15 protein-coding genes are annotated in these 20,994 nt (G+C 60.6%); 1 reads left to right on the top strand and 14 read right to left on the bottom strand.

All coding sequences use genetic code 11. The features are described from left to right. Positions 1 to 187: 187 nt before the first annotated feature. On the top strand, positions 188 to 1,219 hold the full coding sequence (locus CTATCC11996_RS03930; protein WP_003073343.1) for a LacI family DNA-binding transcriptional regulator: 1,032 nt from the start codon (positions 188 to 190) through the stop codon (positions 1,217 to 1,219). 86 nt (positions 1,220 to 1,305) lie between these two features. Here the strand turns inward: CTATCC11996_RS03930 and CTATCC11996_RS03925 are convergent, their stop codons facing one another. The 14 genes from CTATCC11996_RS03925 to CTATCC11996_RS03860 form a co-directional block, all read right to left on the bottom strand. Continuing rightward, positions 1,306 to 2,352 carry an adenosine deaminase gene (locus tag CTATCC11996_RS03925; protein ID WP_003073341.1) on the bottom strand — a complete coding sequence of 349 codons (1,047 nt, stop codon included), beginning with the start codon at positions 2,350 to 2,352 and terminating at the stop codon, positions 1,306 to 1,308. Positions 2,353 to 2,538: 186 nt separating this feature from the next. Then, a complete protein-coding gene (locus tag CTATCC11996_RS03920; protein ID WP_003073338.1) occupies positions 2,539 to 3,513 on the bottom strand; it encodes an aromatic ring-hydroxylating dioxygenase subunit alpha in 975 nt (324 codons plus the stop codon). A gap of 182 nt (positions 3,514 to 3,695) precedes the next feature. Continuing rightward, complete coding sequence (locus CTATCC11996_RS03915) at positions 3,696 to 4,853, bottom strand: BMP family ABC transporter substrate-binding protein (protein ID WP_003073336.1); 1,158 nt, start codon at positions 4,851 to 4,853, stop codon at positions 3,696 to 3,698. Positions 4,854 to 5,047: 194 nt separating this feature from the next. Continuing rightward, positions 5,048 to 6,193: a BMP family ABC transporter substrate-binding protein gene (locus CTATCC11996_RS03910; RefSeq protein ID WP_003073334.1), complete on the bottom strand. Its 1,146-nt coding sequence runs from the start codon at positions 6,191 to 6,193 to the stop codon at positions 5,048 to 5,050. A 52-nt stretch (positions 6,194 to 6,245) separates the two neighbouring features. Next, positions 6,246 to 7,166: an ABC transporter permease gene (locus tag CTATCC11996_RS03905; RefSeq protein ID WP_003073332.1), complete on the bottom strand. Its 921-nt coding sequence runs from the start codon at positions 7,164 to 7,166 to the stop codon at positions 6,246 to 6,248. 3 nt (positions 7,167 to 7,169) lie between these two features. Further along, positions 7,170 to 8,264, bottom strand: a complete 1,095-nt coding sequence (locus CTATCC11996_RS03900) for an ABC transporter permease (RefSeq protein WP_003073330.1) — start codon at positions 8,262 to 8,264, stop codon at positions 7,170 to 7,172. Beyond that, positions 8,257 to 9,816, bottom strand: coding sequence for an ABC transporter ATP-binding protein (locus CTATCC11996_RS03895; protein WP_034348197.1), 1,560 nt, complete (start codon positions 9,814 to 9,816; stop codon positions 8,257 to 8,259). The genes CTATCC11996_RS03900 and CTATCC11996_RS03895 overlap by 8 nt, the downstream gene beginning before the upstream one ends. 76 nt (positions 9,817 to 9,892) lie before the next feature. Next, positions 9,893 to 10,825, bottom strand: coding sequence for a LysR family transcriptional regulator (locus CTATCC11996_RS03890; RefSeq protein ID WP_003067150.1), 933 nt, complete (start codon positions 10,823 to 10,825; stop codon positions 9,893 to 9,895). A gap of 156 nt (positions 10,826 to 10,981) precedes the next feature. Beyond that, on the bottom strand, positions 10,982 to 13,171 hold the full coding sequence (locus tag CTATCC11996_RS03885; RefSeq protein ID WP_233506498.1) for a sensor domain-containing diguanylate cyclase: 2,190 nt from the start codon (positions 13,169 to 13,171) through the stop codon (positions 10,982 to 10,984). A 134-nt stretch (positions 13,172 to 13,305) separates the two neighbouring features. Next, positions 13,306 to 13,944 carry a Crp/Fnr family transcriptional regulator gene (locus CTATCC11996_RS03880; protein WP_034348203.1) on the bottom strand — a complete coding sequence of 213 codons (639 nt, stop codon included), beginning with the start codon at positions 13,942 to 13,944 and terminating at the stop codon, positions 13,306 to 13,308. A gap of 366 nt (positions 13,945 to 14,310) precedes the next feature. Continuing rightward, the gene (locus tag CTATCC11996_RS03875; protein WP_034348202.1) at positions 14,311 to 16,851 is read right to left on the bottom strand and encodes a TonB-dependent receptor; all 2,541 of its coding nucleotides are present in this window, start codon (positions 16,849 to 16,851) and stop codon (positions 14,311 to 14,313) included. Positions 16,852 to 16,994: 143 nt separating this feature from the next. Then, a complete protein-coding gene (locus tag CTATCC11996_RS03870; protein ID WP_003073320.1) occupies positions 16,995 to 17,948 on the bottom strand; it encodes a FecR domain-containing protein in 954 nt (317 codons plus the stop codon). Between the two features lies 1 nt (position 17,949). Beyond that, positions 17,950 to 18,429: a sigma-70 family RNA polymerase sigma factor gene (locus CTATCC11996_RS03865; protein WP_003073318.1), complete on the bottom strand. Its 480-nt coding sequence runs from the start codon at positions 18,427 to 18,429 to the stop codon at positions 17,950 to 17,952. Positions 18,430 to 18,758: 329 nt separating this feature from the next. Beyond that, complete coding sequence (locus tag CTATCC11996_RS03860; RefSeq protein WP_003073316.1) at positions 18,759 to 20,963, bottom strand: TonB-dependent receptor; 2,205 nt, start codon at positions 20,961 to 20,963, stop codon at positions 18,759 to 18,761. Positions 20,964 to 20,994: the final 31 nt, after the last annotated feature.

The raw sequence follows: 20,994 nt of genomic DNA, 5'->3' as shown, positions 1-20,994 counted from the left end.
CCGGCAAGGCGATATCGTTTCCAAAAAAGAAAATCGATTTGGCACTTGCATTCCATCAATCTCATTCACGAATAATTGATGCAATTCAAAATTAACCAAATCGATTTGGGCGAAGTAAAGTATACAAAAACTTCTGCAATGCCTGCCGTGCGTTTCGCAATGACCGCCCGCACTCTTGAGGAATTCCATGGCCGACATGCCCAGCCAACGCATCACCATCTCCGACGTGGCCCGCGAGGCCGGTGTTTCACGCACCACGGTCTCGCACGCGCTCAATGGCCGCGGTCAGGTCGACCCGGCCACACGCCTGAAGGTGGAGGAAGCTGCGCGCAGCCTTGGCTACCGGCCCAATCGCCATGCGCAGCGCCTGCGCACAGGCGGCGCCAGCATGATTGCGCTGATGTCGTCCATGCCGTTCACGGTCTCGGGCGGGCCGTCGCGGCTGGGGTTCTTCATGGAAGTGGCAGCTGTCGCGGCCTCATCGGCGCTTGAGCGCGGCCTGGTCATGGCGCTCGTTCCGCCCCACAAGCCCGGCCAGACTTCGCTGAACCTGCTCGACATCGACGGCGCCCTGGTCATAGAGCCGCAGGCCGGCGACCCCCAGCTGGCAGAGCTGCTTCAGCAGGGCCTGCCCGTGGTGTCCATCGGCCGCCCAGGCGGCGACAATGTCAACGTGCCCTATGTCGATCTGCTGTCGGGTCCCGCCACGCAGATGCTGCTCACGCATATGCTGGCGGCCGGAGCCAGGCAGATCGGACTGGTGGTCGGAGCTTCAGAGCGCACCTCCTACAGTCAGGCCGAGCAGGCCTATGCAGCCATGGCAGCCGGTCATGGCATGCGGCCTGTGGTGTTGCGCATGGACGAGGCCGAAGGCGAGGACGGCGGCCATGCCGCAGCCCAGCAACTGCTGGGCGAACACCCCGAGCTCGATGCCCTGCTAGTCATGGTCGATGCCTTTGCCGTGGGCGCCGCCCGCTACGCCCAGCAGGCAGGCCTGCGCATTCCCGAAGATCTGATGCTGGCCACGCGCTACGACGGCCTGCGTGCGCGCAGCTGCGAGCCGCCACTGACGGCACTGGACCTGCATCTGGAGGACATCGCCCAGCAGGCGGTCGATCTGCTGTTCGAGCATCTGCGCGGCGACACCACGAGGCGCATGGCCACCGGACCTTTGCCTGCTCTGGCCCTTCGCCGCTCCACACAAAGAAAGCCCGGCTGAATCACTTCAACCGGGCTTTCAATCGCCGCACCCCAGGCTATCGGCGCTCGTGAAGACGGCCGCTGCGCCGCTCAGCAGTCACTTCGTCAAGCGGCGGCATATTCCCGAAACACTTCGTCGAGGCGAGCAATCCACTCCTGCTTCTGCGCCTGGCTGGCAAAGCTCGCTTCCAGGCTGTTGCGCGCCAGCTGGTAGGCCTCGGGCGCGCCCATGCCCGTGGCGGCAAAGAGCTGGGTGTAGTTCTCGTTGACATAGCCGCCGAAATAGGCCGGGTCATCCGAGTTGATCATGACCTTGAGTCCGGCCGCCAGCAACCGCGGCAGATTGTGATCGGCCAGGTCCTTGATCACGCAGAGCTTGAGATTGGACAACGGGCAGACTGTCAGCGGAATCTGCTCCTTGACCAGCCTCTGCATCAGCAGCGCATCCTGCTCGGACTGCACGCCATGGTCTATGCGCTCCACATTCAGCACATCCAGTGCGCCCCAGATATAGGCGGGCGGCCCCTCCTCCCCGGCATGGGCCACCAGGCGCAGGCCCAGCTGCTTGCAGCGTTCAAAAACGCGGGTGAACTTCTCGGGCGGATTGCCCAGCTCGCTGCTGTCCAGCCCCACGCCGATGAAGCGATCACGCAGCGGCAGCGCGGCATCCAGCGTCTGCAATGCGCTTTCCTCGCTCAGGTGGCGCAGAAAGCTCAGGATCAGCGAGGAGGAAATGCCCTGCTCGATCTGCGCGTCACGGCAGGCCCGGTACAGACCGTTGATGACGGTCTCCATGGCCACTCCGCGTTCGGTGTGGGTCTGCGGGTCAAAGAAGATTTCCGTGTGCACCACATTGTCGGCCACGGCACGATCCAGATAGGCGCGCGCCATGTCGTAGAAATCCTGCTCATGCAGCAGCACGCTGGCACCCGCGTAATAGATGTCCAGAAAGCTCTGCAGATCTGTAAAGGCATAGGCCGCACGCAGAGCCTCCACGCTGTCATAGGCCAGGGGTATCTGGTTGCGCTGCGCCAGCGCAAAAATCAGCTCGGGCTCCAGCGAGCCCTCAATATGCATATGCAGCTCTGCCTTGGGCATGGCGCGCAGCAGCTGTGGCAGACGGGAAGCATCTACGGCAGGCACGGTGTTCATCTTTATTCTCCTTGGCGCTACGCGCCGATCAATCTCTAGCCTATCAAACCGGCACAGCTCAGGCCATATGGCCAGCCCCGACAGGTCTGCGACTTCGGCCTTGCGACCGCAAGCCCGTGGAGCAGCCTACCGGCGAGCCTCATGGACGCCCGACCGAGGCAGGCGGCAAAGCCTCCCGGGGCGGTCTCAGCAGGTTCCGAAGGCGATCGCCTGGGCCTTCAGGAAGCGGCGATAGGCCGACGACATGCGATCAGCCGCCGAGTGCATTTCCGCACGGGGGTCCAGTGGCAGTGCCTTGGGCAGCTGCGACTCCAGCACCGGCTGGTCCTGCACAAAGATGGTGTGCTGGAAGGTCTGCAACTGCTCGTCGGTCGATTCAAAGTCCGCGACCGCCAGTCGGAACCAGACACGGCTGGTTTCAGGAGTGACGGGGCAGATGAACAGGCCGATCTGCTCGCGCCAGCCCTGCTTGGAGCTGCCCTCTTCCGGAATCTTGGTCAGCACGGCGGTGTAGGCGGCAGTCACCTCGTAGGTGTACTCCACCTCAGCCGCCTGGGTGGAGTGCAGATTGGACTGGGGCTGCACGGCCTTGCAACCCGTCGCCAGCACGCCGGTGGCAGTGGTCTCCACCTTGTAGGCGGCAATGGCTGTGGCATCACGGCTGCCCAGCCAGCCTTCGTGCACAAAGCCGAAGTGGGACATGTCAAGGAAGTTCTCGATGATGCGCGGCGCACTGGCTGCCACATCGTAAGGCCCGCAGTTCACCTTGCGCAGATGCTCGTCCGTCTCTGCCGCGAACACCGGCAGCTGGCTGTCGGAAGGCTCAAGCCGTACCCAGATCAGGCCATAGGCTTCCTGCACCTCGAAAGCCTGCACGCGCTGCGATGCAGGGGGCGTGAAATCGGGCACTGCTGGCACTTTCACGCACTGGCCACCCGAGGAGAATTGCCAGCCGTGATAGGGGCACTCCAGATGCCCGTTCTCCACACGGCCCATGGACAGGCGTGCACCGCGATGCGGGCAGCGGTCCACAAAGGACTGAACCAGTCCCTCTGCATTGCGCCACAGCACCAGCGGCTGTTCCAGCAGCAGCACGGAAAACGGCGCGCTCACCACATCGGAGGATTGGGCAACAGGATGCCAGAGGGTACGTTCAGTCATGGGGATACTCGTCATTATCGAAATACAAAGGGCCGCTCTGCGGCGGCCCTGTCGCTGCAAGTCGTGTCTGGACGACTGCTAACAGCCAACACTACCCGGCAAACTCCGGGGTCTGCCTTGAAGACATGCGCCACAGGCCGCAATCGGTGCGGCGAGGCGGCGCGATGCCTGATCAGCAGTGCTTACTTGGCGTCGCCACCTGGCACTTTGCCTTCCACGCCCTTGACGTAGAAATTGATGCCCTTGAGGAAACCGTCATCGGCAACCTTGTCGGCAGCGATCAGCTCCTTGCCGTCCTGGCCGGTGATAGGGCCCTTCCAGATGGTGAATGTACCTTCCTTCAGTCCCTTTTTCACGTCCTCAACCTTTGCCTTGAGTTCGGCAGGAATGTCGTCAGCCAGGGACACGATGTCGATCACACCCTCCTTGACGCCCCACCAGGTCTGACGGCTGCTCCACTTTCCTTCCAGCGCGCTGCGGGTGGAATCGATGTAGTAAGGAGCCCAGTTGATGATGGACGAGCCCAGGTGAGCCTTGGGACCGTAGGCCGTCATGTCCGAATCCCAGCCGAAGGCACGCTTGCCCTTTTCCTCGGCCGTCTTCAGCACTGCGGGTGAATCGGTGTTCTGGAACAGGATGTCGGCGCCGCCATTGATCAGGCTGGTCGCAGCTTCAGTCTCCTTGGGAGGGCTGAACCATTCGTTGACCCAGACCACCTTGGTCTTGATCTTGGGATTCACGGACTGGGCACCCAGCGTGAAGCTGTTGATATTGCGGATCACCTCGGGAATCGGCACCGAGCCCACCACGCCCAGGGTGTTGGACTTGGTCATACCACCGGCAATGATGCCGGCCAGATAGGCACCTTCGTAAGTGCGGCTGTCATAGGTGCTGACATTGGCCGCGGTCTTGTAGCCGGTGGCGTGCTCCCACTTCACGTCGGCGAACTCGGGGGCCAGTTTCTGGATCACGTCCATATAGCCGAAGGTGGTTCCGAACACCAGCTTGTTGCCCTGCGAAGCCATGTCGCGCAGCACGCGCTCGGCATCGGCGCCCTCGGGCACGCTCTCCACATAGCTGGTCTTGATCTTGTCACCGAACTCTTTTTCCAGGGCCTTGCGGGCCTGGTCATGGGCAAAGGACCAGCCACCGTCGCCCACCGGGCCGACATAAGCAAAAGCAATCTTCAGGGGTTCCGGAGCAGCGGCTGCAGGAGCGGCAGCGGGGGCTGCTGCCGGCGCAGTTGCTTCCTCCTTCTTGCCGCAGCCTACGAGAGCGGCCGAGGCAATAGCCGTCAGTGCGGCGACCTTGATCAATGAACGCTTGTGCAAATCAGTCATTAAAGTTTCCTTGGAACAAAGAGTGAGGTTTGAAACCGATAGGAGCGCAATCCCATGGGTACCGGTTACACCTTGGGCAATATATGCATAAACTGCGCCAAATTGCAGATAGGTATCCTGAAAACGACAGCGCAAAAAGAAAGGCCCCTCAGGGCCTTTGATCGGACGCTGCTCAGGCGCCCCGCAAACAGTGCTTATTTGGCACCGGGCACCTTGCCCTCGATACCGTTCACATAGAAGTTGATGCTGCGCAGCCAGGCATCATCGGCAACCTTGCCGGCTTCCAGCAATTCCTTGCCTGTGTTGTCCTTGATGGGACCTGTCCAGACGGCGAAGGAGCCGTCCTTCAGGCCGGCGCGAGCCTTCTCAACCTTGTCCTTGATTTCCTGGGGTACGTCGTCAGCGATCTTCTTCAGGTCGATGGCGCCTTCCTTCACACCCCACCAGAAGTTGCCGGTCTGCCACTTGCCGGCCAGCGTGTCCTCCACCACCTTGCTGTAGTAGGGAGTCCAGTCGATCACGGCCGAGCCCAGATGAGCCTTGGGCGCGAAGCCGCTCATGTCGCCGTCCTTGCCGAAGGCACGAGCGCCGCGCTCTTCAGCCGTCTTCAGCACGGCGGGAGAGTTGGTGTTCTGGTACATCACGTCCACGCCGCCGTTGATCAGGCTGTTGGCGGCTTCGGATTCCTTGGGAGGAGCAAACCACTCGTTCACCCAGACCACCTTGGCCTTGATGGAGGGATCGATGCTCTGGGCGCCCAGCACAAAGCTGTTGATGTTGCGCACCACTTCGGGGATTGGCACCGAAGCCACCACGCCCACGGTCTTGGTCTTGGTCATGGCACCTGCCACGATGCCGGCCAGATAAGCGCCTTCAAAGGTCTTGGTGTCGTACACGGCTGCGTTGTCGGCCGTCTTGTAGCCGGTGGCGTGTTCGAACTTCACATCCTTGACGTCTGCGGCGACCTTTTGCACAAAGTCCTGATAGCCGAAGCTGGTGGCGAAGACCAGCTTGTTGCCCTGGCCGATCATGTCGCGCATCACGCGCTCGGCGTCTGCAGACTCTGGCACGCTCTCGACCATGGAAGTCTCGATCTTGTCGCCGAACTTCTCCTGGATGGCCTTGCGGCCCAGTTCGTGCTGATAGGTCCAGCCGCCGTCGCCGATGGGGCTCACATACATGAAGCCGATCTTGAGCTTGTCGGCAGCAGGAGCTGCCGCAGGTGCGGCGGCGGGAGCTGCAGGTGCTTCCTCCTTCTTGCCGCAAGCGGTCAGCACAGCCATGGAAACAGCCGACAGGCCGATCATCTTGATCAGAGCGCGTTTGCCCAGAGTTGTCATTGAAGTTGTCCTCTCATTATTTTTGAAAAACGGATTGCACCACATTTGGGCATCACGCTCCAGGGTAGAAGGGTTTTCCCAGGGAAGCCGGCATATTGGCTCGAATCCAGGTCGGATTACGCGAGATCAGCACCAGCACCACGATGGTGGCCAGGTAGGGCAGCATGGACAGAATCTGGCTGGGCACCTGAACCCCAGTGGCCTGCAGATGGAACTGCAACATGGTCACGCCGCCAAACAGATAGGCGCCCAGCAGAACACGAGCCGGCCGCCAGGTCGCGAAAGTCGTCAGCGCCAAAGCGATCCAGCCTCGGCCCGAAACCATGTTCTCCACCCACAGCGGCGTGTAGACCACCGAGATGAAAGCACCCGCCAGACCGCACATGGCACCGCCAAACATCACGGCCATCAGACGGATGCGGCGCACAGGGTAGCCCAGGGCATGGGCTGACGAGGGCGACTCGCCGACCGAACGCAACACCAGGCCCGCACGCGTGCGGTACAGAAACCAGACCATCAGGGCGGCCAGCACGATGGCGCCGTAGACCAGCGGGTGCAGCGTGAACAAGGCCGGACCCACGAGCGGCAGATCTGCCAGACCCGGGATGGAGTACTTGGGCAGCTCTGGCAGCTTGGCCTGCACATAGCCCAGGCCCACGAATGCCGAGAAGCCCGCGCCGAACAGCGAAAGCGCAAGACCGGTTGCATACTGGTTGGTGTTGAACCAGATCACCAGTCCCCCGAAGATGGCGGCCAGCAAGGCCCCTGCCAGCATGCCCGCACCAAAGCCCATCCAGGTGTTGCCGGTGTGCACCGTAGCAGCAAAACCGGCAATGGCGGCGCAGAGCATCATGCCTTCGGCACCGAGATTGACGATGCCCGATTTTTCATTGATCAGCAGGCCCAGGGCCGCCAGCGCCAGAACGGTGCCGGCGCTGAGGGTGGAGCCCAGCAGCAGTGCATAGGATTCCATGGATCAGGCTCCCTTCACTGCAGAAATGGCGCTGCCGGCTTTTTTCGCCACCCAGCGGATGCGATAGGCCACCAGCGTGTCGCAGGCCAGCAGCGCGAACAGCAACAGCCCCTGGAAGACGCCGGTCAGCGCCTTGGGCAGGCCCAGACGCGACTGCGCCAGCTCGCCACCGATATAAAACATGCTCATGAGAATGGCCGAGAAAATCATGCCCACAGGATGCAGGCGCCCCACAAAGGCCACGATGATGGCCGCAAAGCCGTAGCCGGCGGGCACATAGGGCGTGAGCTGACCCAGAGGGCCAGCGACTTCCAGCGCTCCCGCCAGACCGGCTGTGGCGCCAGAAATCAGCAGCGCCGTCCACAGAGCCTTGCGCGAGGAAAAGCCGGCATAGCGTGCCGCCGACGGCGCCAGGCCGCCGACTTGCAACGCGAAACCCGCACGCGTGCGAAACAGAAATGCCCACAGCAGGCCGGCTCCCACCAGCGAGATGATGACGCCGATATTCATGCGCATTCCCTGCACCAGCCGAGGAATCTGCGTGACGCGCTCAAAGCTCTTGGTCTGCGGGAAGTTGTATCCCATGGGGTCCTTCCAGGGCCCATAGACCAGATAGCCCAGCACCAGCGTGCCCACATAGACCAGCATCAGGCTGACCAGAATTTCGTTGGCGTTGAAGCGGTCGCGCAGCAAGGCCACGATGCCCGCCCAGAGCATGCCACCCAGCATGCCGGCGATCAGGATAGCCGGCACGATCCAGGGCCCTGTGGTCTTGTCTGCCAGCAAGGCAATGCCTCCTGCAGCCACCGCCCCGATGACGAACTGGCCTTCGGCACCGATATTCCAGACATTGGAGCGAAAGCATACGGCCAGCCCCAGCGCAATCAGCAGCAAAGGCGTGGCCTTGACAGCCAGCTCACCCAGGGCATAGCCCGATCTGATGGGTTCCCAGAAAAAGGCCTGCAAGCCCTTGACCGGATCCTTGCCCAGCAGGGCGAACAGGCAGACCCCGACCAGCACGGTGATCAGCAACGCCAGAATTGGCGAGCCATAGGTCCAGAACTTGGACGCCTGGGGACGTTGTTCCAGCTTAAGCATGGGCACCTCCCTGCACCGCCGACGCATCCCACAGCCCGCTCATCCATTCACCAATCTGCTGCACAGTGGCAGCTGTTCTATCCACCGAAGGACTCAGGCGGCCCTTGGCCACCACATGCAGGCGGTCACAAATCTCAAACAACTCGTCCAACTCCTCGCTGACCACCAGCACGGCGCAACCCTGGTCGCGCAGCTTGAGAATCTCGCCCCGAATCTGCGCAGCAGCCCCCACATCCACCCCCCAGGTGGGCTGAGAAATGATGAGCAGACGCGGCTTGGCATCAATTTCACGACCCACGATGAACTTCTGCAGATTGCCGCCCGACAGCGACTGCGCGGCCGAGTTCGGGCCGCCGGCCTTGACGTTGAAACGCCCGATGATGTCCCGCGCCTGCGACTGAAGCGCAGCCATGCGAATCCAGCCGCCCTTGCCGACTGCGGTCTTGCGCGTCAGCAACAGGTTGTGGGCCAGGCCCATGCTGGGCACGGCCCCGCGCCCCAGCCGCTCTTCCGGCACGAAATGCAGGCCCATGCCACGGCGCCGGCTCGGCCCCATGCGTCCCACGCCCTTGCCCAGCAACTGCACGGCCTCTGCCTCGGCGCGTGTGTCCTCGCCGGACAGCGCATACATCAGCTCTTTCTGGCCGTTGCCGGAGACGCCTGCAATGCCGACGACTTCGCCCGCACGCACCTGCAGCGCAATGCTCTGCAGATCGACACCGAAGGGATCCTGGCTTCTGAGCGACAGGCCCTGCACACGCAGCACGGTATCGCCGGTATTCGCCGTGCGGTGCTCCAGCTCCGGCGGCTCCGAGCCGATCATCATGCGCGACAGCGAAGCATTGGTCTCGTTGGCTGGGTTGCACTCCCCCGTCACCACACCGCCGCGCAGCACCGTACAGGCCGTGCACAGCGAGCGGATTTCATGCAGCTTGTGGCTGATATAGAGGATGGAGCAACCTTCCGCGGCCAGGCGGCGCAGCACCACAAACAGCATCTCCACGGCCTGGGGCGTGAGCACCGAGGTGGGTTCGTCCAGAATCAGCACCCGGGGATTGGTCAACAGGGCGCGGATGATTTCCACGCGCTGCATTTCGCCGACGGAAAGCGTGTGAACGGGACGATGCGGGTCCACCTCCAGCCCGTAATCACGGGCCGTGGCCTGAATGTTCTCGATCACCTTGGCCAGTGCAATGCTCTTGTCCAGGCCCAGCCAGACGTTCTCGGCCACGGTCAGAGTGTCGAACAGGCTGAAATGCTGGAACACCATGGCAATGCCCAGTGCCCGGGCTTCCTGCGGATTGCGGATCTGCACCGGCTTGCCGTCGACCAGAATGGCTCCCTCGTCAGGCTTGACCGCACCGTAGATGATCTTCATCAGCGTGGACTTGCCAGCGCCGTTTTCGCCCAGAATGGCGTGGATCTCGCCGGGCTTAACTTTCAGCGATACCTTGCTGTTTGCAACCACAGCCGGGTACCGCTTGGTAATACCCTCCAACTGCAAACGCGCAGGCGCACTCGCAGATGGGGAATGTGTCGGGGGGGGATTCATCGCTGGATTGTCTCTCAATTCAAATAACAAATTGACTCAAACAGGCTCTACGCGCTGAACAGGAATACGATACAAGCTATTGATTTCGCAGCGTTAGTGCAACATTGCGAACCACCTCTCGCAGCCAGCGTGTGGCGGCACCAGCATGCGAACGCGCATGCCAGAGCTGGTAATAGACCAGCGGAGGGAATTCCACAGGGCAAGGCAGTATGGCCAGGGACAGACGTTCGCTGAAGCGCTCACAGAACAATCTGCCCGAGGTCATGACAAGCAAGCTTGATGCCACCATGTCGGGAATCAGACTGAAATGCGCGCAGCGTGCCACCACCTGGCGGCTCAAACCCATGCCTGCCAACTGCTCATCTATCACGCCCAGGGCACCGGGATAGGCCGGGGTTGGCGCAATGTGTTCGGCCTGCAGCCATTGCTGCACATCCCAGCCCCTGCGCACTGCCGGATGCTTGGGACTGACCAGACAGACCACCTCGTCCTCGAACAGCTTGGCCATGTGCAGGCCCTCCGGAGGCTGCGGCCAGTTTCCGATGACGACGTCGATCTCGCCATCGGCCAGTTGCCCCTCGTAATGCGCCTCGGCGCTCAGCGGCAGGAAGTCCACCGGACAATGCGGGGCCTGGGCCTTCATGGCCGACATCAGCCGTGGCAGGAACTGGGGATCCAGATAGTCGCTGGCCGCAATGCGGAAAGTACGAGTCGAGGTGCGCGGGTCAAACTGCCGCGCATCGCTGAACAGCCCCTCGGCTGCACGCAGGATGTCTGCCGAGGGTTGCACCATGCGCAGCCCCACATCGGTAGGCTGCATCTGTGCCCCGGAACGCACCAGCAAAGGGTCGCCAGCGAGCTCGCGCAGACGCCGCAGGGCTGCAGACACCGCCGGCTGGTGCATGCCCAGCCGCAGCGCCGCACGGGAGACGCTGCGCTCCGTCAGCACCGTGTGCAGCACCCTGATCAGGTGCAAATCTATCTTGTCGAACAAGGTCTGGTCACGCATAGATCATGGGCATCCGGGCGCTGTGGCACGGCCAGCCTCATCCATTTTTGTATACAAAGCAGCCGCAGAGCGTAACTCAGTCAGCCCCTTTGAGCAGCCAAGGGATTGCCCTCTAGGCTGTCATATCTGCCTTGAACTCAGCATGCGCAATCCGACTCAGACTGCTGCGGTCATCACTTCCACACGGTTGCGCCCCTTGCGCTTGGCGGCGTAGCAGGCCATATCGGCCCCCTTGAAGGCGCTGGCCGCCGTGTGGTAGCTGGCATCCAGCAGCAACATGCCGATGCTGGCGCTCAACATATAGCGCTGCCCCTGGTAGGACCCCTCCCAGTCCTGGATGGCCATGCACAGCAGCTGAGCATGGCGCATTCCCTCCTCACGGCTGATTCCGGCCATGAGAATGGCAAATTCATCGCCTCCAACCCTGGCCACCCAGCCATGGGGCCGCACCGTGGACTCGATCAGGCGCGCAATATGGCCGAGCACCTCGTCACCCACTTCACGCCCGCCCTGGCGATTGACCTGAGAGAAGTGGTCCAGGTCTACATACAGCACGATGCCATGCGCTTTGGGCTCGCTCTGCGAACGGGCGGTCACATTCGCACCTCCCAGGCTCTCCAGATAGTCGGGAGTCGTATATTCGCGCAGCCATTCCTTGAGCCGCAGAGCAAACGCCGTTCGGTTGGGCAGGCGGGTCAAGGGATCGTGCATGGCTTTCCAGCTCGATTGCTCGCGCAACTGCCGCTGCGTGGTCACATCCTCCAGCTCCCAGACCAGGTATTGACCATCCAGCGCCTTGCCCGACTGCTCCCAGGCCCTGTGCATGCGCTGCATGCTCTGACCGTGAATTCGCACCCATACCGGCCTTGCATCCTTGCGTACCAAGCAGACTTCGCTATCAAACTGTCCATATGTATCCAGAGCCCGCCGGACCCGCCCCATCAGATCCTCATAGTCGGCATCGCTGGCACACAGACCACGCACCGCCAGGCCCTGCATTTCCTGAGGCTGATAGCCAAGTACTCTGGCGGCCTGCATGCCCACACGCTGCACCGTTGAGCCATGCGTCACGATCAAACCTACGGGGGCATAGTCCATCAACGTCTGCAACTGCATCTGCAAATCACGCTCCAGCTCGCCATGCGCCTCATATCCACCGCCCAGGGCCTGCAATGCAGTGCGCAGGGTCTGGGCCTCTCCCCAGTCATGATCGGACAGGCCATGCCACCAGTTGCCCCTGCGGCTGGCCGAGTCCACTTCCAGCATCAGCCCGCGTCGAGAAGCCTGCTCTGCCGAGCGAAACAAGGCCGTCAGCGGATAGGCGATCAGGCAAAGCACCGCTCCAAGCAGTCCAGCCAGTACCAGCAGGGCCGTGGCCAGCCAGCCCATCATCTTGACCGAGACTCCCGGCACCCATTCCTGAACGTTGCTGACTTTCAGCAGAGTCCATTGCGCCCAAGGCAGCGGCATGGCGCTCCAGAGTTGGTTATTTCTCTGCTCACTGACCGCACCGGTCTGAGCGGTCTTGAGCCAAGCTTGATCCAGCCCGCGAGGCAGCGCAGCATCGGCCAAGGCAGGGGGCAATTGCCACTGCCCTTTGCTGCTGAGAGCCAGCGGACGCAGGTCACGGTCGATCAGCAGCAGCTGGCTACCCGCTTCGGCAGAGGCGACTTCCAGTGAAAACAACACTGACAAAGGCGTCCGGTAGCTACCGCCAAGAACGCCCTGCAACTTGCCTTGCAGATCACGCACCGGCACGACATTCTGAAACTCCAGCTGCAGGCCCGCATCACCGGGACGCACCCAGGCTTGAGTGATCGGCTTGCCCTCTGCCAATGACCGCTTGAGCACTTCGCGCAGCGGCTCTTCAAGCTGTTCTGCGGCCAGCGCCTGCTCCTGATGCAAATTGACCAGCAACTGCCCTTTTCCATCAGCCAGTTGAAGTTGCTCATACTGCTGTGCCATGGAGGTGGGCTGCTTGAGCATGGCCTGCAGTGACTCCTGAGAATCATGCATATGGCCCGCCAGCACAGAGGACAGACTATGTAGGGGTTTTTGCTGCTGCTCGACTCTGAAGGCCAGCGAACGAACCGCGTATTCCAACGCTTTGGTCTGTGCCGGCAGCGCTCCGTCCATGACCGCCCGACGCAGGGAATAAGCCACCCAGCCCGCAGCGCCAGCTCCAACCAGCAGCACGGCAATCATGGCAACAAGCACCATGCTGCGCAGCATGGGGCCCGGGCCTATGCGTATCCGCCCAGACTGTGGCGCGGCAGCAACCTCCTCTGGCTGCGACGGTGCAACCCATGGCGGCTCTGCTTGCAGGGAGAAGACAGCATCTGACATGGGCCTCAATATAGAGAGCCGATGTCTGCAACCCAACGAGAGGAAACCCCGGAGATTGTCGACAAATGCTACGCCGCAAGCTCCTGCTCAGAGCACAAGCCAAGCGCTGCATGGCCTGCAACCCGGCCCGGTATTTACCCCAGCGCCAGCACCTCCAGTGCGCCGGGCTTGGGTAATTCAATGACATTGCCTCGCCCGGCAATCAGCCCATGCTCTCGCAACTGCCTGAGCACGCGCGAGAATGTTTCCGGCGCAATACCCAGTTGCGCTGCAATCAGGCGCTTGCGTGCCTTGAGCGTGACATGCAGGGCATTGCCATTTCCCCCCGGGCTCGCATGGTTCAGCAGCCACTGGGCGCAGCGAGCTTCGGCGTCCTGAGCCAGGCGACTGACCGCCAGCTCGGTCTGCGCGCAATAGGCCCCGGCCAGATCTTTGAGCAAGTGCTGCACGGCAGGAGCGAGCTCCGCCACAGAGCTTAGAAAGCGCGCCAGCGGAATGACGTAGATGCGCCCAGCCGTCTGCGCCTGCATATCGAGGCAGGAAGGACGCTCTTGCAGCGCAAAAGCGGCATCCAGCCAAGTCGGCCCTTCCACCTGCCCCAGCTGATGGCGCATGGCTGAATCCTGCCCGACCCCGAGCATCACGCTGCCGCTTTCCAGATACAGCACCGAATCGAGGGGTTGGCGACGTTGCCTGAGCCAAGAGCCTGGAGCAAAGCTCTCAGGCTGCCCAAACGTGGAAGCGATTTGCGACATGGAGGGCATGGTGAACATATGCGCCACACTGTGCCGGGCTTTGCCCCAGCTCATATTGAGCCAAGTCAACAAGCCAGGCCCTTTGCACCTGACAAGTCGATGCTCCAGATCGACAACGTCGTAAACACCATTCAGCCCCCTGAAACAGACACGTCCAGGCGCCTCATATCGCTGCATCTTTTTGCCCGTCGACCATGGGTTGCCGATAGCTGTCATTCCTTACCGGACGCAGGAGTTCAGCTAAGGGCGGCAGACTCTCAGGGAACGCTGTCAAGAATGCGGCAGGCAGCAGATGCAGTGCCTCGCCATCAAAACAGCTCAATCAGATCAGGCGCTGCTGTCGCAAATCATCGCCATTCTTCGATCGGCTGGTATGACGCGCATCTACCAAGTGTGTGCATAGCTGACTCGCAATACCGTGCCCGCTGCAGGCAGGCGGCTGGTGTTGTTGTTATTGCGAAGCAGCTGGCTGTATAGCGGGAAGTAGTTGCGGTTGAGCAGGTTTTCCACACCGAGCGATACGCGGTTCTTGGAATCGATTTTCCATTGGCTGATCAAGTCCACTGTGGTGTAGCCTCTGGTGTCATGGCGCCCAAAGCTGGTCTTGCCATCCAGGCGGTAATCCTTGGAGGCATATGTGCTTGCCTGGATGCGGTGGCTCCAGCTGGCATTGGGACGGTATTCCACATAGGCAGTCAGTTTGAGGGGCGGAATACGATAGCCCGTCATGTCTTGATAAAGGCTTGAGCCCTGCGGGAGTTCACGACCCTTCATCCAGGTAATGCTCCCACCGCTGCTCCAGCGGTCATCGTCGCTGAAGTAGTCGAGGCCACCTTCGATCCCCCGGATTTTTTCTTTGGTTCGCAGCAGCGTGAGTCCGTTGTTGAAGCTCTGCACGGCGCCGAGGTCGGAGCTCGATTGAAAGGCTCCCAGGTTGGCAATGACGTTGGAAAACTTCCCGCGCCAACCGACTTCTACGGTATCTGTTTTGACTGCCTGCAGGTTGGAGTTGTCGATGTTGAAGCCCGCTGTGGCATTGCGTACCACGACCCCGATATCCGGCAGCTCAAAGCCCTGGCTGTAGGACGCATAGAACTCGTGCCCCTTGACAGGTGCAAAAACCGTGCCCAGGTTGTAAGACCATGAGCCATATTTAACGGTACCGCCAGCCACGGACTGGGGGCTGGGCAATTTCGATTGCGACAAAGGGGTGAAGTCGTTGAAGCTGGCCTGAGCTCGGTCGTAGCGCGCCCCGCCCTCCACAGACCACTGATCGCTGAATTTGTGTTGCAACTGGGCAAAGGCGCCAATGCTTCGGGTCGTGACCTGAGGCATATAGATCAAGCGGCCAATCTTGTTGAACACCAGACCTCCACTGGCGTCATAGGCCTTGGGATCAAAGATATCGATCGGCATGTCGGTGCGCTCGTGATTGAAGTCCGCTCCCCAGATCAGCAAGGTGTTCTTCTCTTGTCCGAGAGGTGTTTTGATGGTCAGGCGACCACCGAACACATCGGAGTTCTGCATCGACTGATCGACGTTGGCGCCTCGCACAGGAACGGCGCGCGCATCGAAGGGCGCAAAGCGCGTATAAAAATCCCGGTAATAGAGTTGAGCCGCCACGGCGCTGCCCGCGAGATCGCGGTTCTCATAGTCAAGACCCAGCATGGTGTTCTTGATCTGGTTTTGATCTGCAAGTACCAAGCCCTTGATAGGCCTGGCTGCAGCCGTACCTGCGGGCAAGCGGGCCACTGACGGATCGGATGCATAGTCGGTGTCCTGGCTGGCGTTGTAATGGCTCGCGGAGAACTGAAGCCGTTGATTTGCGTCCAGCTTGAAGCCGATCTTGGCGGACGCGTTGTAAATATCGGAGTCGAACAAGTCTCCCTGGCTAGGCTCGGGTGCAATGCGGCGCCCCTTGGCATCGAATGAGCCTCCGACATGCTTGGCGCCCAGGCTGACGGAATAGTCGACCACATCGCCGCCGCCAGAAAGATAGTGCTGGATTTCAGCTCCAAGCCCGGCGCCTCTGAGTTTGGACAGCGGTGCAGATCCCGTCACTATGGTCTCTGCTTTGGTCTCGCCCGATGGGCGTTTGGTACGCACAGAGATGATGCCGCCTGCTGCGCCGCTGCCGTAGATGGCGCTGCTGCCGCGAAGCACCTCGATCTGTTCGATGTCCGCTGGGTTGATGTTGGCGAGGTTTCTGGATGAGTCGCGATTGGTGTTCAGCGGAACGCCGTCCACGAGGACAAGCATGTTCCGGCCACGCAGAGTCTGCCCATAGTCGGTGATTGTGTGGCTGGAATCTGCCATCCCTGGGACGACTTTGCTGAGCATGGTTGCCAGACTGTCGGAGCCTTGCCGAAGTTGCTGAACTTCTTCACCTTCGAGAATACTGACCTGCCTAGACGGCGCAACGAGATTATTCTGGGTACGTGCCATCACCGTAACGGCGGCAAGTTCGGGAGAGCCTTGGTCGCTGGCGGGCACGGAAGCACTGCTCTTTTGCTCGATGGATGCCTTGGTGGTCCCCGGGACTTCCAGTGCATAGTTGCCTTCACTTAGACGAAGTGCATTCAGTCCCGAGCTTTCCAGCAAATGTGCAAAACCGCTATCGACGGTGTGGAAACCAGACAGGCCGGCTGTACGCTTGTCCTTGAGTCTGCTCAGGTCCACGCTGAGATTGATGCCTGCCTGAGCTGCAAAATCCATCAGTGCAGGACCGAGCGGGCCAGCGGATACCTGATAGGACTTCTGCGCAGGACTGGTAACCTGATCTGCAGCGTAAGCCGCTGGCATGAGCAAACCGATAGCGGTTGTGCCGACGATGGCAACAAGAATTCCTCCGACTGCCGTTGCGACCGGGTGCTGTCGCGTCGCTTTGGCGTTCCTGTTGAGTTTCCGGACGTATTTTTCAGGCATCTGCTCAATCCTCTTGGCTGTCAATAAACGGGGCTTGATGCACTTGACAGGCGAGATTGAAAAACAGGACAGCGATTTGACAGAGTCATCGCTGCCACCTGAATTTCGGAGGACGGCATGCGAGAGCCAGATCCTGAGAAACTTCAGGAACGCGTGACGGTTATCCAGTAACGGGTGCGTTGCTGCCTATGGATTGGCATGGTCCGAGCCAGCAACTCGAGAATGCGATCTGTATCGCGCAAATGGAATGTGCCAGACACGAGCAGCTCAGCAGCACTTGGATCACAGCGCAGGATTCCTTCGCGATAGCGCTGCAACTCCTCCAGGAAGTCAGCCAGGCGCATGTTCTCGGCATACAACACACCCCGAGTCCAGGCATCGGCGTGGGGCGGCAGCGAAGTGAAGGCCCCCGCCTTGTGAGCATCGAAGTTCACTTGCTCGCCAGCCTGCACGACAAGGGATTGCCTGGAATGCGCAGGCATGACCTGCACCGCGCCTTGCAGCACCGACAACGTCGTGCTTCGCGCATGCTTTCGAACGATGAATTTGGTGCCCAGTGCCTGCAGCCGCCCATCGGCAGTCTGGACAACAAAGGGCAAAGTCTTGTATTCGCTCAGGTGTGCGGTTTCCACCAGAATCTCACCAGCAAGATGCTGGATCAGACGTTCTTTGCCATCGAACTGAACGCTTATTGCGGAAGCCGTATTCAACAGCACCTGACTGTTGTCAGCCAAGGTCAGTTCGCGTCGCTCGCCTGTTGCTGTTCTGAAGTCCGCATTCCAGATGTGCCATGGCAGATAGCGGTAGGAGAGCCAGCCAAGCATTGGAGTTGCCAGAGCGAGTGCCGATGCACGCAGAATCTGCCGGCGATTTCCTGCAGCACGTGGACGATCCAGAACGGCCATGCCAACTGCCGAAGGAACACTATCCATTCGGAATTTCAGCTGCTCTATGCGTTGCCAGATTTCCTCGTGAGTTGCACTGAGGCTGCGCCATCGAGCAAGCTCGGCCTGCTCAGCTTCGCTGAAGTCCGATGCATGCCGGCGAGCCAGCCATTGAGCGGCCTCATCGAGAATGCTTGCATCGATTGCACTCATTTCAGGCATCCAGCATCACACGCAGGCATTGCCGGAAGCCTTGCGCCATATAGCGGGTGACCGTACGCACGCTTACTTGCATCTGCGTGGCGATCTCCTCATAAGCAAGCCCTTCGAGCTGTGAAAGCAGGAATGCAGTGCGAACTTTCGTTGGAAGCTCTCCCAGCAATGCATCCAGCTCTTCCAGGGTCTCCAGCAAGATGGCTCGGGCCTCCGCGGAGAGCGCTGTGGCCTCAGGCAACAGCTGCAAGGAGGCAAGATATGCCTGTTCAAGCGAGCGGCGTTCCAGGTGATTGATCATCAATCGCCTGGCAACGGTTGTCAGATAAGCCCTGGGCTCTCTGATGTCTTCGATTGCTTGCGTTCTGGCCGTTGTCCAAATGCGCGTGAATGTGTCCTGCGCAATGTCTGCCGCATCGCAGCGGTCACCAAGCTTGCGCTGCAGCCAGGAGATCAGCCAGCGGTTGTGCAGTGTGTACATGCTGCCAAGTGCTTCACTGGCGATGCTGTTGGCGTGGATGGGCACCGAAGTCTCTCGTGCATTGGAAATGCAACGATTCTACATAAATGATACCCATTCTCACTTATTAAGAAGCCCCACCGCCCAGCGGGCACGGCCCTCTGCCAGGCCAGATCCGGTCCGGCCGGGCGTCATCGCAGACATGAAAAGCGGTCGCACAGATGCATTCGCTGCGCGGCCGTCGTCAAAGGATCTCGGATCCGTATCTGTTCGGAATTAGCAAGAGCGTCGTCGACCTGGAGACCAGAGGCCTGGCTGCAAACTCCAGCCCCCCCTCCAGCACGCTCGCGTCAGAAGTCAACCGTTGCCGACAGTGCAAGCGTGCGTGGGGCCCCCAGTGCCAAGCTGGACAGCAGTGGCATGCCCCAATAGGCCTTGTTGGAAACGTTCAGCACCGTCGCACGAAACGTGACTGGGTTGCCGGCGACCTTGGTTGCATAGCGTGCACCGAGGTCGTAGGTCACACGACCTGCCGCCCAAAGGCTGTTGTCCGCACTGATATATTGCTTGGACACCGCCGTTGCATTACCCGTAACAGTCAGCCCGGGAATGGCAGGAACATCCCATTCAGCACCCAATTTTCCTTGCAGCTTGGGTACACCCGTGGCTACTTTGCCCTGATTGACACCGCCTGCAGTCTGCGTCAGCTTGGGGGCGGTGTAGGCAATCCCGCCCATCATGCGTACGCCACGCAGCGGTGATCCCCAGAAACCCCATTCGATGCCGCGATTGCGCTGCTCCCCGCCGAACGAGAAGATATTGGTGACCGGGTCCGTATAGCTGCTGGGGCGTGTGATCTCGAACAGACTGAGCGTGTGCGCGAATTCCCCAAGATCAAGTTTGACACCCACTTCTTTCTGCTTGGTCTTGTAAGGCGCAAACACTTCACCCGCGTTTGCAGCGGTCATTGGTGCGGTTGCGCCCTGGCTCAGGCCTTCGATGTAATTGGCATAGGCCGAAACATGCTCCGTCGCCCTGAACAGCAATGCCGCAGCAGGCGATGTGGCACTTTGGTCATATCGCGAGGTCCGCGCCCCCGTGGTGATGCTGAAGGCGTCGCTGACCACTTGCTGGCGGCGCACACCCAGGGTGAGTTGCACGCGATCTTCGGCAAATGACATGGTGTCCGCCAGACCATAGCTGCTCAGGCGCACCTCGGTGTGTGAGATGTGCGGCGCAACAAAGGGCGCTTCCGGCCCCCAGACCGGGTTGTAGAGGTTGGTGGTCCAGTCTGCACCCGGCACGCTGCGGCGTCCATAGTCGTCCTGCTTGTGAGCATAGTGCGTTGCATTAAGCGCCCATTGATGCTTGATGGCTCCGGTCTGGAGCCTTCCCTTGAGACCAATTTCAGCCGAACGCTTTTTCTGCTCGAAGGCCAGTTGTCCCATAGAGGTCTTGAAATCGCCCGCAGCGTTGAGCACCTGAGCCGACATCGCGCCGTTGTATTCATAGTCGGTTTTGCTGACGCCGAAGGCCGCGTAAGCCATTACCTGATCGTTCACATCGAATTCACCGCGCACCATCGCCGCCTTGTCCTGGTTGTGCACATGCGACCAGTTGGGGTTCAGCAAGGTCTCAGGCTTGGGCGGCCTGGGAATGGCTACACCCGGGGCCAGACTGATACCTCGTGTCACGCCGTTCACGCGGTCATCGCTGGAGTAGAAGTCGGCGGAGATCCGGGCTCGATCGCCGCGCCAGTCAAGACCCAGCGAAGCAAGCCTGGATTTCTTGTCCTGCTGGTTTACCGCCCCTTCACCTCCACGGTAAACACCATTGAAGCGGATGCCGAACTGCTTGTCTGCGCCAAATCTGCGTCCCAGATCAATATGGCCGCCAAACTGCGAATCCGACATATAGGTGGTAGTCAGCCGCGTGATGGGATCGCTGGCAGCGCGTTTGGGAACCAGGTTGACGGATCCCCCCACTGATCCTCCAGGGGGCATGCCATTGAGCAATGCGGACGGTCCTTTGAGGACTTCGATGCGCTCGAACATCTCCGGCGTGGTGCGGTAGTACGGTGCCATGCCATAGAGACCGCCCAGCGTCATGTCAGAGCTGCCCGAAAAGAAACCGCGAATCGAGTAGTTCTCGCTCCATGACGCTGCAACCCCATTGCTGAACACCGTGGGATCGGTGGCTGAGATCACATCGGTAATGGTCTGTGCCTGACGATCCTGCGTGAACTTTTCGGTATAGCTGATGGTGTTGAAGGGCGTCTCCATGAAGTCCTTGTCTCCCAACAGGCCGACACGACCGCCGGAATTGACCTGCCCCCCCGCATAGGGAGCGGTAACGGGAGCGACTTTTTCTTGCACAGTGACCTGTGGCAGAGTGGCCTCGGCATCGCTGGTCTGCACTTGGGCGTGCGCCGCGCCCGCCAGTTGACTGCCCATGGCCAGTCCCAGCAGCACATAGGGGCACATCACGCTGCGCCGGCGCGCAAATGGAGGAGTCGTCAGAGAGTTTTGTGAAATGAGACCTGGGTTCTTGGGCATACCCGATTCCTGTCGATACATGCATGACGTT

It is taken from the genome of Comamonas testosteroni ATCC 11996 (assembly GCF_000241525.1).
GTDB lineage: Bacteria > Pseudomonadota > Gammaproteobacteria > Burkholderiales > Burkholderiaceae_C > Comamonas > Comamonas testosteroni.
The sequence above is the reverse complement of the archived record's forward strand: the minus strand, read 5'-3'. Positions and strand labels throughout refer to the sequence as shown.

What these genes read in the sequence shown, in the direction of transcription:
- CTATCC11996_RS03895 (WP_034348197.1), bottom strand. Translation starts at nt 9,816, where the DNA reads ATGAATCCCCCCCCGACACATTCCCCATCTGCGAGTGCGCCTGCGCGT.
- CTATCC11996_RS03875 (WP_034348202.1), bottom strand. Translation starts at nt 16,851, where the DNA reads ATGCCTGAAAAATACGTCCGGAAACTCAACAGGAACGCCAAAGCGACG.
- CTATCC11996_RS03860 (WP_003073316.1), bottom strand. Translation starts at nt 20,963, where the DNA reads ATGCCCAAGAACCCAGGTCTCATTTCACAAAACTCTCTGACGACTCCT.
- CTATCC11996_RS03910 (WP_003073334.1), bottom strand. Translation starts at nt 6,193, where the DNA reads ATGACAACTCTGGGCAAACGCGCTCTGATCAAGATGATCGGCCTGTCG.
- CTATCC11996_RS03920 (WP_003073338.1), bottom strand. Translation starts at nt 3,513, where the DNA reads ATGACTGAACGTACCCTCTGGCATCCTGTTGCCCAATCCTCCGATGTG.
- CTATCC11996_RS03880 (WP_034348203.1), bottom strand. Translation starts at nt 13,944, where the DNA reads ATGTTCACCATGCCCTCCATGTCGCAAATCGCTTCCACGTTTGGGCAG.
- CTATCC11996_RS03885 (WP_233506498.1), bottom strand. Translation starts at nt 13,171, where the DNA reads ATGTCAGATGCTGTCTTCTCCCTGCAAGCAGAGCCGCCATGGGTTGCA.
- CTATCC11996_RS03900 (WP_003073330.1), bottom strand. Translation starts at nt 8,264, where the DNA reads ATGCTTAAGCTGGAACAACGTCCCCAGGCGTCCAAGTTCTGGACCTAT.
- CTATCC11996_RS03890 (WP_003067150.1), bottom strand. Translation starts at nt 10,825, where the DNA reads ATGCGTGACCAGACCTTGTTCGACAAGATAGATTTGCACCTGATCAGG.
- CTATCC11996_RS03870 (WP_003073320.1), bottom strand. Translation starts at nt 17,948, where the DNA reads ATGAGTGCAATCGATGCAAGCATTCTCGATGAGGCCGCTCAATGGCTG.
- CTATCC11996_RS03930 (WP_003073343.1), top strand. Translation starts at nt 188, where the DNA reads ATGGCCGACATGCCCAGCCAACGCATCACCATCTCCGACGTGGCCCGC.
- CTATCC11996_RS03925 (WP_003073341.1), bottom strand. Translation starts at nt 2,352, where the DNA reads ATGAACACCGTGCCTGCCGTAGATGCTTCCCGTCTGCCACAGCTGCTG.
- CTATCC11996_RS03905 (WP_003073332.1), bottom strand. Translation starts at nt 7,166, where the DNA reads ATGGAATCCTATGCACTGCTGCTGGGCTCCACCCTCAGCGCCGGCACC.
- CTATCC11996_RS03865 (WP_003073318.1), bottom strand. Translation starts at nt 18,429, where the DNA reads ATGTACACACTGCACAACCGCTGGCTGATCTCCTGGCTGCAGCGCAAG.
- CTATCC11996_RS03915 (WP_003073336.1), bottom strand. Translation starts at nt 4,853, where the DNA reads ATGACTGATTTGCACAAGCGTTCATTGATCAAGGTCGCCGCACTGACG.